This is a genomic window from Salipiger aestuarii, assembly GCF_003259905.1.
Classification (GTDB): domain Bacteria; phylum Pseudomonadota; class Alphaproteobacteria; order Rhodobacterales; family Rhodobacteraceae; genus Salipiger; species Salipiger aestuarii.
The window spans coordinates 116382-135483 of the sequence record NZ_QLMG01000002.1 but is presented as its reverse complement, the minus strand read 5'-3'; the positions used below and the strand labels follow the sequence as shown (position 1 = coordinate 135483).

The following is a 19102-nucleotide window of genomic DNA, read 5'->3' as shown; positions in this document are numbered from 1 at the left end:
TCATGCCTGCCCGTCCTGTGTTTCGTGTTGCTCTTGCATACCTGCCAGATGTTCGACCAGCGCCGCGAGATGCTCTGCCGCATCGGGCCTGGACAGGCGCATCGCCGCATGGGCCATCTGCGCCGCGCCTTCGGGGTTGGTCAGAACCGCAAGGATCGCCTGGGTCATCGCATCCACCGTCAGCCTGCTTTCGGGAATGCGGATCGCCGCCCCCGCGTCCACAAGACCCTGCGCATTGACAGTCTGATGATCCCCTGCCGCCACCGCGTAGGGCACAAGGATCGCCGGGCGCCCGATCACCGAAATATCGGCCACCGATGACGCTCCGGCGCGCGAAATCACCAGCTGCGCCTCGGACATCCGCGCCGGGATGTCATCGAAAAACGGCTGCACATCGGCGTCGATGGCGTGATCGAAATAAAACCGGGCCACGCGCTCGCCGTCCTCATCCCGCGCCTGATGGCTGACACGCAGGTTGCGCAGAACGGAGACGGGCAGCTTTTCGATCGCCGGGGGCACCACGTCGGACAGGATGCGCGCACCCTGGCTGCCACCGATCACAAGGATCGACATCGGGTATTCACCGGGCACCATGTAACCCGCGCCCGTCCGCTCGCGCACCGCCATGCGCACCGGATTGCCGGTATGCACGGCCTCGACCCCCGCGGGCAGCGCGGTTGGCCAGGTGCCGCAGGCGACGACATCGACCTTTTTCGAAAATACCTCGTTCACCCGGCCGGGCACGCCGTTCTGTTCGTGGATCATTCGCGGCAGCTTCAGGATCTGCGCCGCCGCCAGTGCCGGGATTGACGGATAACCGCCAAAACCCACCACCACGTCAGGACGATCCTTGCGGAACCCCAGCACCGCCTGCAAAACCCCGGACGCTATGCGAAATGGCACCCCCAGCTTTGCCAGCACACCGCCGCGGGCGAAGGTGGCCGAGGCGACCTGCTCGATCTCGGTGCTGTGGGGAAAGCCGCCGGTATAGCGCGCGCCGCGCGCATCGGTGCTCAGTTTCACCCGCCAGCCGCGCCGCAACATGATTTCAGCCAGCGCCTGGGCTGGAAACATGTGCCCGCCGGTGCCGCCTGCCGCCATGACAAGCAAGGGACGCCTGAACCGCTCTTCCATCTTGGCCGCTTGCCTCCGCTTGATCGTACCGCACCCCGCAGGGATGTACCGCTGATGACGGGGCGAGGGGCGCCCCTAGAATGCGGGCCTCCTTAGACCAGCGTCCGATGCGGGAAAACCCCTGCCCGTCAGGCGCCGCGCTACCTGCGCATGCCGCGCAGGATTTCGCCGATTTCGCCCTGGGGGCGCGACCGGGTGAAGGCCAGCAACATGCCCACAGCGATCCCGCCCGCAATCAGCGACGACCCGCCGTAGCTGACGAACGGCAACGTCATGCCCTTGGCCGGCAACAACCGCACCGCGACCCCCATGTTGATCATCGCCTGCACGCCGAACATGGCGGCAAGCCCGGTGCCTGCCAGCCGGATGAACGGATCGCGCTCGCGCATCAACCGCAGCAGCGAGCGCACCACCACAACGGTGTAAAGCGCGATGATCACCAGCACCAGGATCAGACCGTATTCCTCGGCCGCCACGGCGATGATGAAATCGGTGTGCGCATCGGGCAACGACCATTTCACCTGGCCTTCGCCGACGCCGACGCCGAAAAACCCGCCCTCCTGAATGGCATTGGTCGCATAGCCAAGCTGGGTGCGCGGATCGACGTCCGGCGTCAGAAAGCCGTCGATCCGTCGCGCGAAGTGTTCCGAGTTGTTGTAGGCGAACATGCCGCCCAGCACCGTGAGCCCCGCCATGCCCAGCAGCAGGATCATCGGCGCCCCTGCCACAAACCACATCACGCCCCAGCCGAACAATACAAGACTCGCCTGCCCGAAATCGGGCTGAAGCGCCAGCGCAAGCACGATCGTGATCGTCAGCCCGAACGACCAAAGCTTGCCCGGAGGCCCGCCCACCTCCTGATTTGCGGCCATCATCCAGGCCGCGACGATCACGAACAACGGCTTGAGAAATTCGGACGGCTGCACCGAAGCAAAGCCAAGCGAATACCAACGCACGGCCCCCTTGCCGAAATCGCTGCCAAAGACGGGCAACCCCAGCAGCGCCACAAACGACAGCACAAAGCCGATAACCGCGACCCGCCGCACCACCACCGGCGACAACATCGACGTCAACATCATCGCGCTTAGCGCCAATGCGCCGAAAAACGCCTGCCGCTGGACATAGTGAAAATGCGCAAGCCCATTGCGCTCGGCCAGCGGCGGCGACGCCGCCAGCCCCAGCAGGATGCCGATGCCGAACAACATCAACACGCAGGTCAGCGCCCAGCGATCGACCGTGCGCCACCACTTGGGCAATACGGGCTCGCCCTCACGCACGGGAGCCGTGCCGTAAACCATTTCCGTCATGGGATCACCGCTCGTGAATTCCGGCATTGCGCCGGGTGTCTGCCTGTATCCGCCCAGGTTGGCCCGGGTCGTACATGTCAGAGTAGCAAAACGTGCCGTCCTTGGGAAGGGCCGTCCGCCCTCCCCTGCCTTTTGGACACGCCCCCACGGCAGAGGGGGCGCTGCCCCCGCCCTTCGGGCCCCCCGGAGTTTATCGGGCAAGATGAAGGTCAAGCGCCGCGCCCCGGCTTCATCTTGCCAAATAAACTCCCGCCGGAGGCAGGCCGGACATAGCGGTCGGGCGCAGCGGTTTTTCAGGGTGCTCCACCCATATCCGATGACGCTACGTCCCGGCGCCCGCACGGCAGGCGGGCGCCTCAAGGCGGGTCCTGTGTGATCCGAAGCTCGGGCTCGGTCTGACCGGATGCGGTAACCGGGGCGGCGAAGGCCTTTCTGCCGCCGCCGGGCTTGCCGGCAACAACCCGGAGCGTGGCGTATCGCGCCGCGCTCTCGCGCGGTAGAAGGGAGCCCCCGGTCGGCCTGCGGGATACCGCTAATTGCTTTGAAGCATCCGGGTGGCGCCGCACCGCGAGCCATTGAGTTTTGCGCCGGGTCCGCCGATGCTATGTTGGTCATAACCAAGAGGTTCTGTTGCAGACATTCATTCGCACCGAAGGCGACAGCCTGATGTCCACTCGGCTCAGTTCGGAAATTGGCAGGATCGTCGGCGCTTACGCGGTGCAGACGACTTCGGTCGGCGGGTCCGGGCTGGCGGGCGTCGCGGCGCGCGTGACCGCCCCCGAAAACGCCGCATTGCTGGCCGGTACGACCGTGATCTGGGACGGCAGCTGGAACGGGCTGCCGATCGCCGATGGCGTGCCGGATGTCGCCGCGTACCTCGACGACCTGCGCGTCGCCATCGACGCGCTGGGGCATCTGCGGTTTCTGATCATCCCCCCGATCCTGCCCTACGGGTCGGGGCTGGCGTCAGGGACCGGCGCCATTCTGACGGAAATCTGGGATGAGATGGATCGCCGCTGGCCCGGTCATGTTCTGGACTGGACCGATGCGATGCCGCTGGTGGACGATTATCTGCCAGCCGCGTATTTTCGCGACCCCGCAGTAGATTACATGCACATCAACCAGCTCGCCGCACAGGCCGTGGCCGATCTTGTCGTGCGGGCGCTTGACACACGGGGGTGGTTCGATGCCGCCGGTGCCCTGTCTGGAAACGCGCGGATCACCGCGACGCCGGTTGCGAACCGCATTGACGCAGGCGCCGGTACCGACAGCGTCGTTGGCAATGGCGGCGCCGACACGATCATCGGCGGCACCGGCGCCGACACCCTGCGCGGGGGCACCGGCGATGACCTGATCTTTGGCAATCCTCAGGACGACAGGCTGTTCGGCGGTGCCGGAAACGACATCGTGCGCGGCGGGAACGGTCGTGATCGCGCCTGGCTCGGGAACGGAAACGACATTTACACCGATACCCGCCAGGGCGGATCATTCGGGACCGACGTGGTCAATGGCGGAGCCGGGCGCGATCAGATGCACGGAGGCGGCGGCGATGACTCTTTGCACGCCGGCGCCGATGACGACACCCTTTACGGGGGCTCTGGCGCGGACTTGCTGCGGGGCGGCGCCGGCGACGACCTGATCTTTGGCGGCACCTACGGCGACAGGGTCGTTGGCGGCGCTGGCAACGACACCCTGCGCGGAGGCGGCGGCGCGGATACGTTCGTTTTCTTCGACGGCGACGGGCATGATCTGGTGTCCGACTTCGCCGTGTCCGCAGACCGCATCGAACTGCGCGGCATTGTCGCGTCGGTCGATGAGGTGGAGATGACCCAATCCGACGAGGGCACGCGTCTTGGCTGGGCCGACGGTTCATTTTTCCTGTCGGGGATCATGGCCGACGACTGGGATGCGATCGTTTTCGATATCGTGTGACCGGTCACCGCCGGGTGCCGAGCGCGGCGATCCGGCGGGGTGTCATCCCGTGGCTTGCGCCTGCGTCCCGGCTTGTCGCCGCGCCGGGGCGTTCATCCGGTGAGCGGCGCGGCACAGGCGGACCCGGCGGCCCAGCCCGACGACCACGCCCACTGGAAATTGTAGCCGCCCAGCCAGCCCGTCACATCGACAGCCTCGCCGATGAAATACAGCCCCCGCACGGCCTTGGCTTCCATCGTCCGCGACGACAGCGCGTCGGTCGAGATGCCGCCGGCGGTCACTTCTGCCTTGGCATACCCTTCGGTCCCGGTCGGATGAAAGGTGAGGTGCGTCAGATGGCGCGCCACCCGCTCCAGCTCTGCATCCGAGCTGTTCGCAAGTTCCTGTTCCAGTCCGATGCGGTCGGCCAGTACCTCGGCCAGGCGGTTCGGCAGGTGCTCGCTCAGGGCCGCGCGCAACCGGGAGCGGGGCGCCTTGCGCCGCGCCTCGCGCAACATCTCCATGGCGTTTTCGACCAGCGTCAGGACCACAGGATCGCCCGCTTTCCAGAACGACGACACCTGTAGGATGGCCGGCCCCGAAAGCCCGCGATGGGTGAACAGCGCCGCCTCGTCGAACGAGGTCGGCCCCACCCGCGCCGTTACCGGGCAGGACACCCCGGAAATGTCGCGGAATGCCTTTGCGTCCGGCCCCAGCGTGAAAGGAACCAGCGCCGGTCGCGGCGTCACGACCGGCACCCCGAAGCGCGCCGCGATCCGGTAGGCGATGCCCGTCGCGCCCATCTTCGGAATCGAGGGGCCACCGGTGGCGACGACCATCCGCGGGGCCGTTGCCCCGGCGACGCGGAACAGTCCGTCGCCGTGGCCGATGTCCCCGATCCCGGTTCCGAGGCGGATCTCGACCGCGCCGCGGCTGCATTCATCGACAAGCATCGCGACCACCTGTCGGGCCGACCCGTCGCAAAACAGCTGCCCCAGGGTCTTTTCATGCCATGCGATACGATGGCGTTCGATCAGCGCCAGAAAATCCCACTGGGTATAGCGGGCCAGCGCGGATTTGCAGAAATGAGGGTTTTCCGACAGAAAGCACCCCGCTTCGGTCCCGGTGTTGGTAAAGTTGCACCTGCCCCCGCCCGAAATCAGGATCTTCTTTCCCGGCCTGTCCGCATGATCCAGCAGAAGCACACGCGCGCCCGCCTGTCCGGCTGTCGCAGCCGCCATCAGACCGGCAGCCCCGGCACCAAGCACGATCACATCATAGTCCATGCACGTCCTCTACGATCCCCGGTCGTCCGGGGAAAGGGGCCATCAAGCCGCGCGGTGCATCGTGGGCCACCGATGCCGGCGGACACAGGTCACGCCCGGACGGGCTGAGTCCGGCTTGAAAATGCGGCGCCCGCGTTACATGTTTGCCTTGCAAACGTCACGGAGACGACACGGATGGCCCTTGCCGACCACCCCACCCTGCACCCGGTCAACTGGCTGCGCGACATCCGGGCACATGTGCCCCGCAAGGCCGCGCGCGACTGGTGGAACCGGGTGGTTTACGGACCCGATGCGCCGCGGTCGGACGAATGCGTCTATGTCGATCCCAACGCCATCGCCCAACACGCCGCCGCCCCTCGTCCGCGCCGCCGGCGCCGGCACAGCGGTATGGTTCTGGGCGGCGACTGGGACCGGCAGATCGCTCCGGTCGGGGCAGACCGCAAATACGTCAGCTGCCGGATGCATTTTGTTGACGGGGTGGCTTGGGAAGACACACCGCTGTTCGAAAAGCTGCTCAGGGAGATCGAGGGCGGCCATAGCCCTGACGGCTGCGCCACGCGTGCGGACCTTGTGCATCGCTACGAGACGCTTGACCGGCTGTTTGACGAAACCCGTGCCCGTGGGCGTCTGCTGGCCAAGTCGGAGCTGCCGGATTATTTCCGCCGCGAGCACGGAGGCGTGTTCGTTCACATCGCCCGCGACGGCACGGCCCTGCGTGCGGGTGGCGGCGCGCATCGGCTGGCCATCGCGCGCATTCTGGAACTGCCCGAAATGCCCGCACAGATCGGGGTCGTGCACCCGCTTGCCATCGCGAACGGCGCGCTTGCGCGGCTGCGACGGTCACGCTTTGGCTGACCGCCCGCGCCCGCCCGCAAGCGGGCCGTTCGCCATGGCGCGGATTTAGCGGATCGGCATCGACACCCGGAACTGCACCGTCTCGATGCCGGGGTTCGAATCGTAGATGCTCATGTTCGAACGGTGGTCGAAGCTGAGCGCATAGCGCCAGCCGTTGTCCGCCTCGTAACCGAGCTCGGCGCCCGAGCGAAATTCAAGCGGTCCGCCCAGATCGAACGAATCCGACGCCGCGTAGAGGCCGGGCATCACATGCAATTCCGTATAGAACGGCGTTTTCCCGAACGTGGTTCCCCAGGTCAGCCCATAGCCCAGCCAGGCGCCGCTTTCCTCGCCCAGCGACAGCCCGACGGCCTGTCCGAACGGGCCGATGGTGCGGGCGAAATCGTAGCGCAGATAGGCTTCGGGCCCCGTTTCCGCGCGACGTTCCAGCGACGAGCCCGCCGAAAAGGCAACACGCGGCGTGACATCGCCTTGCCCAAGGCAGCCCGAGGCGGTGCCGCAATGATTCGCGTTCATGTCTGCCAGCCCTGCAATCAACATCAGTGCCGCAAAGGTTCCGTCCGCCATTCAGGCCTCCCGTCTGTATCTTGCACAACAGATGGCCGAGATCCCTGTCAAAGTCCAGCCGAAGTCCGACCGAAACCGCGCGCGCGGCGGTGCGCGCCCCCCGCGGCCCGACAGACATCATATCGCGGGGCCGATGCCATCGACACGCAGATCGCTGCGGCCCGCCTGCGCATGAGCCGCGATGGCCTCCATCATCGGGGCAAGCCATCTGCCGCCGGTGTCGGCGATGCGGCTGAGCCGTTTCTCCATCCGGAGTCCGCGCACAAGGCGCCCGGCCAGGCACGGGGGCAGCATCGGCATCCAGAACCGGCCCGCCGCGTACATCGCGTCGAATTTTTCGTCACCCCCCGGGACGTCGCGCGAAGGCGCGTGGACCGGCATGAGATCGTCGACTTCCGCAAGATCGGCAAAGGGCGACCGGTCGTCAGTGCCCCAATACCCGGGGCAGCGCGATCAGCCGGGCCTTCATGGGCGGCGTGATGGACCAGTCTGGGCACGGCAGCCGCGCGGCTTGTGCCCCGCCATCGCCACATGCGCGTCAAGCGCAGGTTCGAACAATTCCGCCCCGTGGTCGTCGGAATGGCCCATCGGGACCTCGTGACACCAGGAATGGTGGCCAACCTCGTGGCCCCCCACAAGGATCGGCTCGTCCGTCGCGGGGAAGGCCGGCACCACCCGAACGGGCATAAAAAAGGGTCTGGCGCAAGCCAAGCCCGCGGCAAGTGTCAAGGAGGCGCGGAACGGCGACCTGTGCGCCTGGCGCCCCATGGACACAGGCCGCTACCGCAAGTCGGCGACATCGGGACTCGCGTTGCCGATCACGCTGTCAGCGTCGATGTCAAAGGTCACGCAGCGCACCACCGGGCTAGGAAAGCGGGTGACGCAACATGGGATCTACGACTGTCGGGGCATGTGGTGAGAGGACGGCGCCAGCAACGCCGTCAGGTCGTGGCGCAAACCGGCAGCCGCCGTGTCGACGGTCAGCCTGTCCGAGGCGAGGAAACGATGGTACCGGGCATCTTGCAGATCGAACAATGCGACGGCCCCAGCACGGCGATCTGGCCCAAGCCTGTCGGCCAGCAGCGGCGCCGGCCATCGTTAAGACATTGGTACGCCACCGCAGCGGGCGAGACTGTCTCGGCGGCAACCTCGGCCAGCACCTGCCGCCAAAGTGCACGGCCCAGACCTTCGGTGGCGTGCTGCATGATTTCGCGGACGAACGCGACAGGGCGCGTTACCGGGCGCGTTACCGGCTCCGCTCCCCGCGGCACAACCGTTTCAAACGGGGCGACACGCTGTGCGGCGCTGTCGGCCACGGTGCCCAGCAGCCCCCCGCCTTGGTGCCGTGGTAGTTGCGCGCGGTGACGTGGTTGACCCCGGCGGCGGCGATCAGCTCTATGTTGGTGGCAGCATGACCGTTACACGCGAAAAGCCCGCTGGCGTCGGACAGGATACGATGGCGGCGATCTTCTTTCCGGCGCGGCTTGGGCGTCATCCCCTGAAACATGACCGTCTTCATCCGTTCCGCGACACTAAATTTTTTATCTTCTAAAAAATTTAGGGCGCGACGTCGTCGTTTGCGCCGGGCCGAACTCAGGGCAGATAAATTTTTTATCAAATAAAAAATTTAGGCCGGTGGCGTCATCGCAAAGCGCAACAGGCGGGCGACGGCAAAGCCGATGCCGGCAGAGGCGCTGGTCGCCAGCACGCGCTGCCCCCTGTCGTCATAGTCGATCCTGCCGCCCAAGGTCGCCCGCGCCTTTGCGGAGGACAGAGCGACCTTGCTCATGCTTGCGGACACCGAAGCGGCGGATTTCGACCGGGTGATCGCCGTGAACCTGCGTGGGTGTTTCCTGAACCGCCGCGAATTTGCCCGGCGCAGCCACGAGGGGCGCATCGTGAATTTCGCGTCCGAGCTTGCGCTGCTCGGGCGTGAGGATCTGGTTGCCTATTGCGTCTCCAAGGGCGCGATCCTGTCAGTGGACCAAGGCGCTTGCCCGCGAACTGGCCTCCGGCATTCTGGTCAACGCCGTCGCGCCGGGTCCGATTGCGACCGACATGACCAGCCCCACCAGCATGAGCCCTGAGCAGATCGCCATGGACCTTACCTCGCCCCTCGCGCGCTACGGGCACCCCGATGACATCGCCGCCATGGTCCGTTTCCTGTCCGATTCCGAGGCAGGATTCATCACCGGGCACTGCTTTGGCGCCAACGGCGGCAGCGCCATGCCCAGAGCCGCGCTGGCGCCCGTTTCCGGGGCAGTCCTGGGGAGGGCACGCAGAATAACCGCTGTTTGCACAGAACGGGCCTTGAACCGGGTGACACTGTGGCACCATCGTCTGATTAAACGATTAACCAGACGGGATGGCATGACGGCGACCATTCACGATATTGCACGCTCCATGGGGGTGTCGATTGCCACGGTGTCAAATGCGCTGTCCGGAAAGGGGCGCGTGTCCGAGGCGCTCAAGTCGCGTATCCGGCATGAGGCCGACCGGCAGGGTTATGCCCCCTCGCCCAGCGCGCGGGCCTTGCGCACCGGGCGCAGCGGCGTCATCGGGCTGGTCCTGCCCGACATCGCCAACCCGCTGTTCCCCGCCTTGGCCCAGGCCATCGAGGCCGAGGCACAGGCGCGCGGTCAAGGCGTGCTGATTGCCGACAGTCGCGGCACGAACGAAGCGCAGGACGCCGCGCTCGACCGGCTTGTGCGCCAGGGCGCCGATGCGCTGGTGCTGGTGCCGCGTCGGGGCACGCGGGTGCCCACGCTGGGCGTGCCGATGGCGGTGATTGACGCCACCTCGAACCCCGCCAACAGCATCTGCGCCGATCACATCGCGGGCGGGCGGCTGGTCATCGCCCATTTGCGCGCGCAAGGCCACGCGCGCATTCTGCTAGTCGGCCAGAGCCCTAGCTCACATGTGCAAACCGACCGGATTGCCGGTATGACCCATGCGACCGGGGGCGACACTCCGGTGCATTGGCTGGATGATGCCCCGCTGCCCCCGCCCGAGACGCTGGCCGCGCAGGGCATCACCGCCATCGCCACCACGTCCGACCTGATCGCGCTGCCGCTGCTGACCCGGCTTCAGGCCGCCGGGCTGCGCCTGCCCCGCGACATGGCGGTGACCGGCTTTGACAATCACGCGTTCTCGGCGCTTGTCGCGCCGGGGCTGACCACGGTGGCGCAGGATCTGCGCGCCATCGCTTCGGGTGCGCTTGGCCGTCTTGCCGCGCAGCTGGATTCCCACCCCGCCCTGCCGCCCCGCACCGTTCCGGTGCAATTGCTGAGGCGGGGATCAACCACGACCCACCCCGACACGACCCACCCCGACAAGGAGACCCCCGCATGACCGCCAAACGATCCCGCGTCGGCGCCGCCGCCCTTGGCGCCGCGCTGCTGCCCGCCGCCGCCCTGGCCGAAGGCACGCTGACCATTTCGGTCTACAGCTTTGCCCAGGATGAGTTTCAGGAAATCGTCTACGACCCGTTCATGGAAATCTGCGATTGCGAGATCGTGGTGGAAACCGGCAACTCCGTCGAACGCCTTGCCAAGATCGAGGCCAACAAGGACGCCCCCGTCATCGACATGGCCGTGCTGTCGACCCATGACGCGCTTGGCGCCGCCCGCAAGGGGCTGCTGGCGCCCATCGACGTGACCAGCCTGAAAAACCACGACAAGCTGTATGACATCGCCAAGGACCCGCTGGGGGACAACCTTGGCGTTGGCTACACGTTCTATGCCACGTCCATCGTCTACCGGTCCGACAAGGTCACCGTGGAAAGCTGGGCCGACCTTCTGTCGCCCGAGCTGGCCGGCAATGTGGCCCTGCCCGACGTCACCACCAACCAGGGCCCGCCCGCGCTGTACATGATCGGTGAGGCCATGGGCGATGCGGATTACAGCCTGAGCGCGCCCATCGAAGAGGTCGCCGCGCACGCCGATGACATCGTTACATTCTACGTCCGCTCGTCGCAGCTGGCGCAGTTGATGCAGCAAGAAGAGATCTGGGCCGCGCCCGTGGGTCGCTTTGCGTGGGCCAGCTTCAAGGACAACGGTCTGTCGATGGCCTGGGCGACCCCGACCGAAGGCCAGACCGGCGGCATGAACGTCATGGTGATGACCGCGAACAACGGCAACGAAGACCTGGCGACCCGATTCATGGATTTCTGGCTGTCGACCGAGGTGCAGACCAAGCTTGCCGAGGCGCTGGTGGACAGCCCCGCCAACGCCGAGGTCGTGGTTTCGGACGAGATCGCCGACAACCTGACCTATGGCGCCGAAACGGTGGCCTCGCTCAAGCTGCTTCCGCCCGATGTGATCCTGGACCAGCGCGAAACCTGGCTGGACCAGTGGAACAGCAAGGTGATGAAATAAATGTTCGAGGACAGGCGCATTGGCCTGGCCCTTGCCATGCCCGCGGCGATCTTCGCCGCGGCGCTCTTTCTGGTCCCTGTGTGCATCCTTTTGTCCGAAGGATTCCGCAACGCCGATGGCTGGTCGCTGACCCCTTATTTCGATTTCTTCGCCAGCGGACGCAACCGCGTGGTGATGCTGCGCACGCTGAAACTGGCCGCTTTGGTCGCGGGGGTGTCGGCGGTGATCGGCTATGCCACCGCATTCGCCATCGTCTCGCTGCCGCCGGCGTCACGGGGCCGAATGTTCGCCATGGTGACGCTGCCGCTGATGATCTCGCCCGTGGCGCGCACCTACGCGTGGCTGGTGATCCTGGGGCGGACCGGCTTCGTGAACCAGATCCTTGTGGGATCGGGGCTGATGGACACGCCGCTCAGGCTGCTGTTCACCGAAACCGCCGTGTTCATCGGGCTGTTGCAGCTGTTCCTGCCGCTGATGATCATCAGCCTGGTCAGTGCGATGGAAAACATGCCCCGCGATGCGGTGCCGGCGGCCCGCGTGCTGGGGGCGAACTGGGTGCAGGTGTTCTTCAAGGTGATCCTGCCGCTGACCCGCGAGGGGCTGGTGGTCGGCGGCACGCTGGTGTTCACCGGCTCGATGACCGCCTATATCACGCCAGCGATCCTTGGCGGATCCAAGGTTCTGATGCTTGAAACGCTGTTGTATCAGCGTGTTAGCGTCGCCAATGACTTCGCCTCGGCAAGTGTGATCGCGATGATCCTGATCGTCATGGCGTTTTCCGCCAATGTGCTGCTGAAACGCATGGCAACCGCAAGGACGCGCCGATGACCCGCCTGCCAAGCTGGGTGATCCTCGGGATCACGCTGACCTTTCTGATCGGGCCGTTCCTGATCATCATCGCGGCGTCGCTGTCGGCGGGCAACGCGCTGGCCTTTCCCCCCGACGGGCTGTCGCTGAAATGGTACGCCAAGGTGTTCACCATCGACAGCTTTCGCGAAAGCTTTGGCGTGTCGATGTTTCTGGCCATCGGCGGCACCGCCGCGGCGCTGGCGCTTGGCATTCCCGCCAGCTATGCGCTGACCCGCTACGATGTGCCGGGCGCAGAGGCGGTGCGCCTGATCGTGTCCTCGCCCATCATCGTGCCGGGGATCATCGTGGGCCTTGCCCTGCTGCGCTACCTTGTGCTGCCCACGGGTCTGGGAATGCTCGCGGCGCTGTTTCTGGCGCATACCGCGCTGGTGCTGCCCTATGCGGTACGCGTGGTGTCGGCATCCATGCAGAACCTGAGGGCAGATATGGAAGAGGCGGCGCTGATCCTTGGCTGCACCCGCATACAGGCCGTCACCAAGGTGGTGCTGCCCAACATCCGGGGCGGCATTCTGGCGGCCTTCATCCTTGGGTTCGTGACCTCGTTCAATCAGGTGCCGGTGTCGCTGTTCCTGTCGGGGCCGGGCATCCGCACCCTGCCCATCGACATGATCGCCTATATGGAAATCAACTATGACCCGTCCGTCGCCGCCCTTGCCGCGCTGCTGGCGTTCCTGTCCATCGGCATCATCCTGATGGCCGAACGCTTTCTTGGATTTTCGAAATATGTCTGATTTTGTTTCGCTTGAAGGGCTGACCCTCGCCTATGGCAACACGGTTGCGGTCGAGGCGCTGAACCTGTCGATCGCGCGGGGAGAGCTGGTGTCGCTGCTGGGGCCGTCGGGCTGTGGCAAGACCACCACCATGCGCGCCATCGCCGGGCTGATGACGCCGCGCGCCGGGCGCATCAGCATCGACGGGCGCGATGTGACCCGCCTGCCCCCGTCCAGGCGCGAGGTGGGGCTGGTGTTTCAAAGCTACGCGCTGTTCCCGCACCTGTCCGTCTATGAAAACATCGCCTTTGGCCTGCGGCTGCGCGGCGAGGCCGGTCTGGATGCCAGGGTCCGCGACGGGCTGGCCACCGTGGGGCTTGACGCCTTTGCCGACCGTGCCCCCCGCGATCTGTCCGGCGGGCAGCAACAGCGCGTCGCGCTGGCGCGTTCCCTCGTGATGCAGCCCAAGGTGCTGTTGCTGGATGAGCCGCTGTCGAATCTCGATGCGCGGCTGCGGCTGGACATGCGCATGGAACTGCAGCGGGTGCAGAAGGAAACCGGCATCACAATGGTCTTCGTCACCCATGACCAGTCCGAGGCGCTGGCGCTGTCGGATCGCATCGTGCTGATGAACGGAGGGGCCATCGAACAGGTCGGCACGCCGGAACAGATCTATTCCGCGCCGGTGACGGGTTTTGCCGCCGATTTCGTCGGGTTTGAAACCATCCTGCCCGATGACGCGGGCGGCGGGCTGGCGTGGCGCCCAGGGGCCGTCGTGCTGGGAACGGGCCCGCACGAGGGCACCGTGCGCGGCACCGCCTTTGCCGGCGAGCGGCGCGAATACATCATCGAAAGCGCCCTGGGCCGGATCAAGGCGGATACCCCCGCCAGTGCGCAAGCCTTGACCCTGGGCGAAAAGGTCGCCTTTGATCTGCCGCAGGATCGCGCGGTGCGACTGGAAAGGCTGGGCTGAATGGGACTCTGGGTCGATACGGACATGGGGGTCGATGACCTTGCCGCGCTGCTGCTGGCGCAACGGCTGGGGATCGACGGCATCAGCCTGGTGTTCGGCTGCGCCGAAATGCCTGGCGTGCGCGCCAATGCACTGGCGGCCTGTGCCGCCTTTGGCTGGCCGGAGCCGGTGCAGGGCGCCGATTGCGCCATCCTTGGCGGAATCGAGACAGCCAAAGACATCCTTGGCCCCGATGGCCAGCCCACCCGCGGGGAACGTCTGGCGCCGGTGCCCGACCGGGCACTGGGCGCGGCTCTGCCTGCATTGGCCCGGTGGCTTGGGGCGCGCGGCAACGCGCAGATCCTGGCCCTGGGGCCGCTGACGAACCTTGCGACGCTGGTGCTGGCGCATCCCGACCTGGCCGCGCACATCGGGTGCATCACATGGATGGGGGGCGCCACCGGGCGCGGCAACCATTCCGAGCACGCCGAATTCAACGCGCTCGCCGACCCCGAGGCGCTGGCCGTGCTGCTGTCGCGCGGCATCCCGATCGACATGGTCGATCTGGAACCCTGCCGCCGCGTACAGATCCGGGAAACGGATATTGCGCGTCTGGCGCAACCCTTGCAGGACCTGATGGGGGGCTACCTGGACATCGGTCTGACGCGGGGCCGTCCGGGTATGGCGCTGTACGATCCGGTCGCCGCCGCGCTGTTGGTGGCGCCCGATCTGTTCACCTTGTCCGACGTGTCGTTGACGGTGGAACTGCACGATGCCGAACGTCTGGGCCAGACCCGAACCGCACCACATGGCGTGCACCGCGTCATCACCGATCTGGACACCGCGGCGGTACGCAGGCTGTGCCTCTCGGCGCTTCTGGTTCCCGATGCCGAGGCCATATGACACCCAGCGACCTGGATACTCCGGACCTGCGCGACCGCGCCATTGCAGCGGCGCGCGGCGAGTGCCGCTTTGACCTGCTCCTCACCGGCGCGCGCATCGCCGATCCGGTGATGCAGGAATTGCGCGCCGCCGATATCGGCCTTGTCGGCGCCCTGATCGCGTCGGTTCATGCGCCGGGCACCCGCACGGATGCGGCAGGGGTGATCGACGCGGCTGGCATGATCGTGACACCGGGGCTGATCGACACGCATATGCATGTCGAAAGCTCGATGGTCACGCCCGAAACCTACGCCGCCCATGTCGCTCCGCGCGGCGTGACGACGCTGGTGTGGGATCCGCATGAATTCGCCAATGTGGCCGGGACCGACGGGGTGGACTATGCCGCGCGCGCCGCCGCCAACGCCTGCGCACGCCTGTTGCCGCTGGTGCCGTCCTGCGTGCCCTCGGCGCCGGGCTACGAAACCGCCGGCGCGGATTTCGATGGCAACGTGATCGCCGGGCTGCTGGCACGCGACGACATGCACGGGCTCGCCGAGGTCATGGACATGGGCGCCGTCATTTCGCGCGCCCCCCGGATGCGCGGCATCCTGACGGCGGCGCTGGCCTCGGGCAAGCCGGTCTGCGGCCATGCGCGCGGGCTGACGGGGGCCGAACTGCAGGCCTTTGTCACCGCCGGAATCGGCTCGGACCACGAACTCACCAGCGCCGACGACCTGATGGAAAAGCTGCGCGCCGGGCTGTGGATCGAACTGCGCGGCTCGCACGACCACCTGCTGCCCGACATCGCGCTGGCGCTGGCGGCGCTGCCCCACTGCCCGCCCACGCTGACGCTGTGCACCGATGATACCTTCCCCGATGAACTGGCGAACGCAGGTGGGTTGGACGACATGCTGCGCCGGATGATCCGCTACGGCCTGCCCCCGCTGCGCGCGTTGCAGGCGGCAACGTATAACGCGGCCCGGAAACTGGGGCGCGGCGATCTGGGGCTGGTGGCGCCGGGGCGGCGCGCGGATCTGGTGCTGACCCGCTCGCTGAAGGATTTTCGCGCCGAAACCGTGCTGATCGACGGTGCCCCCCTGCGCCAGCCCGAACCGCTGGCGATGCCGCCGCGACTGCGAAACAGCATGGCGCTGGGTCCCGTCACGCCCGAGGCGTTCGACATTGCCGCCACGGGCAAGACCGCGCGGCTGGCGGCCATCGACCGGCCGCGGTTCACGCGATGGTCCGAAATCTCGGCCCCCGTCGAGAGCGGTCGCATTGTGCTGCCCCGGGGGGCGACCCGCATCGCGGTGCTGCACCGGCACGGGCGCGTGCCGGTGGTGCCTCGGGTGGGGCTGCTGACCGGCTGGGGCGATTGGCGCGGGGCGTTTGCCACCACGGTCAGCCATGACAGCCATAACCTGACGGTCTTCGGTGCCGACCCCATCGACATGGCGGCGGCGGCCAATGCGCTCGTCGCCTGCGGCGGCGGCATGGCCGTTGCCGTGCAGGGCAAGGTGACGGCGCTGTTGCCCCTGCCCGTAGCCGGGCTGGTGTCGGAGGCGCCACTGGCAGAGGTTGCGGCACAGCTAGTGGCACTGCGCGCCGCGATGGATGCGGTGGTCGACTGGCAGCCACCCTACCTGGTGTTCAAGGCGCTCGTCGGCGCGACGCTGGCCTGCAACAAGGGGCCGCACCAGACCGATCTGGGCATTGCCGATCCGCAGGCGGGGCGGTTGCTCAGCCCGCCTTTGCTGTAGCGGCCTGCCGCGCCAGCGCGACCCAGAACGCGACCCCGTGCGGCAGGGCGTCGTCGTTGAAATCATAGCCGGTGTTGTGATGCAGCGCCCCATCGCGCGCGGGGCCGTTGCCCAGCCAGACATAGGCCCCCGGCACCTCGTTCGCGAAAAAGGCGAAATCGTCGCCCGCGGTGGATGGCGGAAAATCCGTGCGCACCTGTGCCACCGCCGCGCGCGCCGCACCCAGCGCCATCCGCGTCGCTGATCGTTCGTTCACCACCGGCGGGATGCGGCGGATAAAGTTGTAGTCCGCCCTCAACCCCTGCGCCTGCGCGCACCCCTGTGCCAGTTGCCCGATGCCCTGTTCCAGCTGGTCGCGCACTTGCGGCGTGTAGGCGCGCGCCGTGCCGCCGATCTGAACCATATCGGGGATCACGTTCAGCGCCTTGGGATCGCCCGCGCGCAGCGAACAGGCGCTGACCACGGCGGGTTGCAACGGATCGACGATGCGCCCCGTTACCGTTTGCAGCGCGCCCAGAAACATCCCCGCCGCCGGGATCGGATCGCGCCCCAGATGCGGTTTGGCGCCATGGGTGCCGGTGCCGGTCAGGGTCAGCGTCCAGCTGTCGGAACTGGCAAGCTGCGGGCCTTCGACCACCGCCATCTCGCCCGGCTCCAGCCCCGGCATGTTGTGCAGGCCGAACACCATGTCGCAGGGAAAGCGGGCGAACAGCCCGTCATCGACCATGGCTCTGGCGCCGCCGCGCCCTTCTTCGGCGGGTTGAAAGATGAAATGCACGGTGATCGCGGGCGGGACCCTGGCCAGCACCTCGGCCGCGCCCAGCAACATGCAGGTGTGCCCGTCGTGCCCGCAGGCATGCATCTGGCCGGGCACCGTCGATGCCCAGGGCTTGCCCGAGGTTTCCGGCATTGCCAGCGCATCCATATCGGCGCGCAGCCCAATCGCGCCGTTGCCCCCCCGCAAGGTGCCCACCACGCCGGTTCCGGCGATGCCGGTCGTCACCTCAAGCCCCAGCGCGCGCAGGCGGTCCGCCACGATGGCCGAGGTCCGGTGTTCCTCGAACCCCAGTTCGGGGTGGGCGTGAAGGTCGCGCCGAAGCGCCGTGAGGCCGGGGAGATCGAAATCGGGATGCAACGTCATGGCGCCCATGCTAGCCCTGCGGCGCATCCCCCGAAAGGCAAAACCATGCACCCCCATGAGTTCTGGCAGACCTTTTCCCCCGGCCCACCGCCCCCCGCCCCCTGGAACGACCGCTACCCGGCGCGCATGCCCGACGGGCGGGTGCTGTGGTTGCCGATCCGCACGCTGACGGATGGCAAGGGGATCGCCTCGCTCATCCTCAACCAGGCGTCGTTCGAGGTCGAGGAAACGCTGGCCCACCAGCTTGCCGAGGGCCTGCGCCGCCATGCGCCCGAGGTGATCGTGGGCCTGCCGACGCTGGGCCTGGGCCTTGCGCGCGCGGTCGCCGCCCGGCTGGGCCATGCACGGATGGTGCCGCTGGGGACATCGCGCAAGTTCTGGTACGACGAGGCGCTGTCGGTGCCGATGTCCTCGATCACCTCGCCGGGGGCGGACAAACGCCTGTATGTGGATCCGCGCATGCTGCCGCTGATCCAGGGGCGACGGGTCGCGCTGATCGACGATGTGGCCAGTTCGGGCGCGTCGATGCGCGCCGGGCTGTCGCTGTTGAATGCCATCGACTGCGCGCCGGTGGCGATGGGCGTCGCGATGCGCCAGACCGACCGCTGGCGGACCTTGACCCAGGCCCCGCTGGAAGGCGTGTTCGACACGCCGCTGCTGACCCCCGCCCCCGGCGGCGGCTGGTGCGAGAACACCTGAGGTCAGGGCGCCAGCGTCGCCAGCAGGTGGTCGCGCAGATCGCGCAGGTTGCCCGCGAAATCGTAATCGCCCCGCGCCGGTCCTCCAAAGAAGATGCCGTCAAAGGCGATCGAAGTCAGCCGCGCGGTGCGATCCGCGTCCAGCGCCCGGAACCGCCCCTCGGCAATACCGCGCTGGATGGCGTCGCGCAGGGTATCCCGTTCGCGGGCGTAAAATTCATCGACCATCGCCGAAGCCTTTGGGTCGCGGTGCCCGTCCGAAGCGAAATCGTTCATCAGCTTGACCATGCGCACAAGGCGCGGCGCCGCGTCGATATTGGCCTGAAACCACGCATCCGCCGCGCCCAGGGGGGCGGTGTCGTCGACCGTCAGATCCTCGAACAGGACGATGAAATCGTCGATGGCATGGCGCAGCGCGGCCAGCACCAGCGCCTCCTTGCTGTCAAAGTAGTGATACAGCAGCGCCATGTTGACCCCGCAATCCGCCGCCAGCCGCCGCATGGGGATGGCGGCGAAATGCTGATGCTCGCACAGGGCCAGCATCGTCTCAAGGATTTGCCCGCGGCGCGCCTGCGGGTGCATGCGCTGCCGTTTCGCGGTTTTCGCCATTCTGACGGGCCTCTGCCAAATTACTCATCATACGATTGGTAGCA

At 66.9% G+C, this 19102-nt stretch carries 21 protein-coding genes; 12 read left to right on the top strand and 9 right to left on the bottom strand.

Annotated features, from left to right (window positions below):
• Both murG and ATI53_RS02025 read right to left on the bottom strand, forming a co-directional pair.
• Entirely contained in the window at positions 1-1134 is a 1134-nt protein-coding gene (murG, locus tag ATI53_RS02030) for an undecaprenyldiphospho-muramoylpentapeptide beta-N-acetylglucosaminyltransferase (RefSeq protein WP_111549622.1), read from the bottom strand.
• A gap of 140 nt (positions 1135-1274) precedes the next feature.
• The gene (locus tag ATI53_RS02025) at positions 1275-2441 is read right to left on the bottom strand and encodes a peptidoglycan glycosyltransferase FtsW (RefSeq protein WP_111549658.1); all 1167 of its coding nucleotides are present in this window, start codon (positions 2439-2441) and stop codon (positions 1275-1277) included.
• A 630-nt stretch (positions 2442-3071) separates the two neighbouring features.
• On the opposite strand from ATI53_RS02025, the gene ATI53_RS02020 reads away from it, so the two are divergent.
• On the top strand, positions 3072-4373 hold the full coding sequence (locus ATI53_RS02020; protein ID WP_111549621.1) for a calcium-binding protein: 1302 nt from the start codon (positions 3072-3074) through the stop codon (positions 4371-4373).
• Between the two features lie 92 nt (positions 4374-4465).
• On the opposite strand, the gene ATI53_RS02015 is transcribed toward ATI53_RS02020, so the two are convergent.
• A complete protein-coding gene (locus tag ATI53_RS02015; protein WP_009506577.1) occupies positions 4466-5638 on the bottom strand; it encodes a BaiN/RdsA family NAD(P)/FAD-dependent oxidoreductase in 1173 nt (390 codons plus the stop codon).
• Between the two features lie 174 nt (positions 5639-5812).
• Here ATI53_RS02015 and ATI53_RS02010 point away from each other — a divergent pair, with 174 nt between their 5' ends.
• Positions 5813-6493 (top strand): hypothetical protein, encoded by a 681-nt coding sequence (locus ATI53_RS02010; protein WP_009506579.1) that lies wholly within the window; start codon positions 5813-5815, stop codon positions 6491-6493.
• A gap of 45 nt (positions 6494-6538) precedes the next feature.
• Here ATI53_RS02010 and ATI53_RS02005 read toward each other — a convergent pair whose 3' ends face one another.
• From ATI53_RS02005 to ATI53_RS01995, 3 genes are all read right to left on the bottom strand, one after another.
• Positions 6539-7060 carry an acyloxyacyl hydrolase gene (locus ATI53_RS02005; protein ID WP_009506581.1) on the bottom strand — a complete coding sequence of 174 codons (522 nt, stop codon included), beginning with the start codon at positions 7058-7060 and terminating at the stop codon, positions 6539-6541.
• 117 nt (positions 7061-7177) lie between these two features.
• Positions 7178-7441 (bottom strand): polysaccharide deacetylase family protein, encoded by a 264-nt coding sequence (locus ATI53_RS02000; RefSeq protein ID WP_111549620.1) that lies wholly within the window; start codon positions 7439-7441, stop codon positions 7178-7180.
• A gap of 84 nt (positions 7442-7525) precedes the next feature.
• Positions 7526-7747 (bottom strand): polysaccharide deacetylase family protein, encoded by a 222-nt coding sequence (locus ATI53_RS01995; protein ID WP_111549619.1) that lies wholly within the window; start codon positions 7745-7747, stop codon positions 7526-7528.
• A 679-nt stretch (positions 7748-8426) separates the two neighbouring features.
• Here ATI53_RS01995 and ATI53_RS22890 point away from each other — a divergent pair.
• Positions 8427-8612: a hypothetical protein gene (locus ATI53_RS22890; RefSeq protein ID WP_146609873.1), complete on the top strand. Its 186-nt coding sequence runs from the start codon at positions 8427-8429 to the stop codon at positions 8610-8612.
• Positions 8613-8687: 75 nt separating this feature from the next.
• Here ATI53_RS22890 and ATI53_RS23150 read toward each other — a convergent pair whose 3' ends face one another.
• Positions 8688-8849, bottom strand: coding sequence for a hypothetical protein (locus ATI53_RS23150; protein ID WP_009506590.1), 162 nt, complete (start codon positions 8847-8849; stop codon positions 8688-8690).
• Between ATI53_RS23150 and ATI53_RS23780 the strand changes: the two genes are divergently transcribed.
• The 8 genes from ATI53_RS23780 to ATI53_RS01950 are packed head-to-tail and all read left to right on the top strand — an operon-like array spanning position 8848 to position 16610.
• On the top strand, positions 8848-9147 hold the full coding sequence (locus tag ATI53_RS23780) for an SDR family NAD(P)-dependent oxidoreductase (RefSeq protein ID WP_009506592.1): 300 nt from the start codon (positions 8848-8850) through the stop codon (positions 9145-9147). The genes ATI53_RS23150 and ATI53_RS23780 overlap by 2 nt on opposite strands.
• Positions 9065-10411: an SDR family oxidoreductase gene (locus tag ATI53_RS01980; protein ID WP_240778534.1), complete on the top strand. Its 1347-nt coding sequence runs from the start codon at positions 9065-9067 to the stop codon at positions 10409-10411. Before ATI53_RS23780 ends, ATI53_RS01980 begins: the two co-directional genes overlap by 83 nt.
• Positions 10408-11436 carry an ABC transporter substrate-binding protein gene (locus ATI53_RS01975; RefSeq protein ID WP_111549616.1) on the top strand — a complete coding sequence of 343 codons (1029 nt, stop codon included), beginning with the start codon at positions 10408-10410 and terminating at the stop codon, positions 11434-11436. Before ATI53_RS01980 ends, ATI53_RS01975 begins: the two co-directional genes overlap by 4 nt.
• Entirely contained in the window at positions 11437-12264 is an 828-nt protein-coding gene (locus ATI53_RS01970) for an ABC transporter permease (RefSeq protein WP_111549615.1), read from the top strand.
• Positions 12261-13037 (top strand): ABC transporter permease, encoded by a 777-nt coding sequence (locus ATI53_RS01965; protein WP_009506599.1) that lies wholly within the window; start codon positions 12261-12263, stop codon positions 13035-13037. The genes ATI53_RS01970 and ATI53_RS01965 overlap by 4 nt, the downstream gene beginning before the upstream one ends.
• Positions 13030-13989 carry an ABC transporter ATP-binding protein gene (locus tag ATI53_RS01960; protein WP_111549614.1) on the top strand — a complete coding sequence of 320 codons (960 nt, stop codon included), beginning with the start codon at positions 13030-13032 and terminating at the stop codon, positions 13987-13989. The genes ATI53_RS01965 and ATI53_RS01960 overlap by 8 nt, the downstream gene beginning before the upstream one ends.
• Positions 13990-14871: a nucleoside hydrolase gene (locus ATI53_RS01955; protein WP_111549613.1), complete on the top strand. Its 882-nt coding sequence runs from the start codon at positions 13990-13992 to the stop codon at positions 14869-14871.
• On the top strand, positions 14868-16610 hold the full coding sequence (locus tag ATI53_RS01950) for an adenine deaminase (protein WP_111549612.1): 1743 nt from the start codon (positions 14868-14870) through the stop codon (positions 16608-16610). The genes ATI53_RS01955 and ATI53_RS01950 overlap by 4 nt, the downstream gene beginning before the upstream one ends.
• Here the strand turns inward: ATI53_RS01950 and ATI53_RS01945 are convergent.
• Positions 16591-17751, bottom strand: coding sequence for a M20 aminoacylase family protein (locus ATI53_RS01945; RefSeq protein WP_111549657.1), 1161 nt, complete (start codon positions 17749-17751; stop codon positions 16591-16593). The two genes, ATI53_RS01950 and ATI53_RS01945, sit on opposite strands and share 20 nt — an antisense overlap.
• A gap of 45 nt (positions 17752-17796) precedes the next feature.
• On the opposite strand from ATI53_RS01945, the gene ATI53_RS01940 reads away from it, so the two are divergent.
• Positions 17797-18450, top strand: a complete 654-nt coding sequence (locus tag ATI53_RS01940; RefSeq protein ID WP_111549611.1) for a phosphoribosyltransferase — start codon at positions 17797-17799, stop codon at positions 18448-18450.
• Between the two features lie 2 nt (positions 18451-18452).
• Here ATI53_RS01940 and ATI53_RS01935 read toward each other — a convergent pair whose 3' ends face one another.
• Positions 18453-19058, bottom strand: coding sequence for a TetR/AcrR family transcriptional regulator (locus tag ATI53_RS01935; protein ID WP_009506610.1), 606 nt, complete (start codon positions 19056-19058; stop codon positions 18453-18455).
• Positions 19059-19102: the final 44 nt, after the last annotated feature.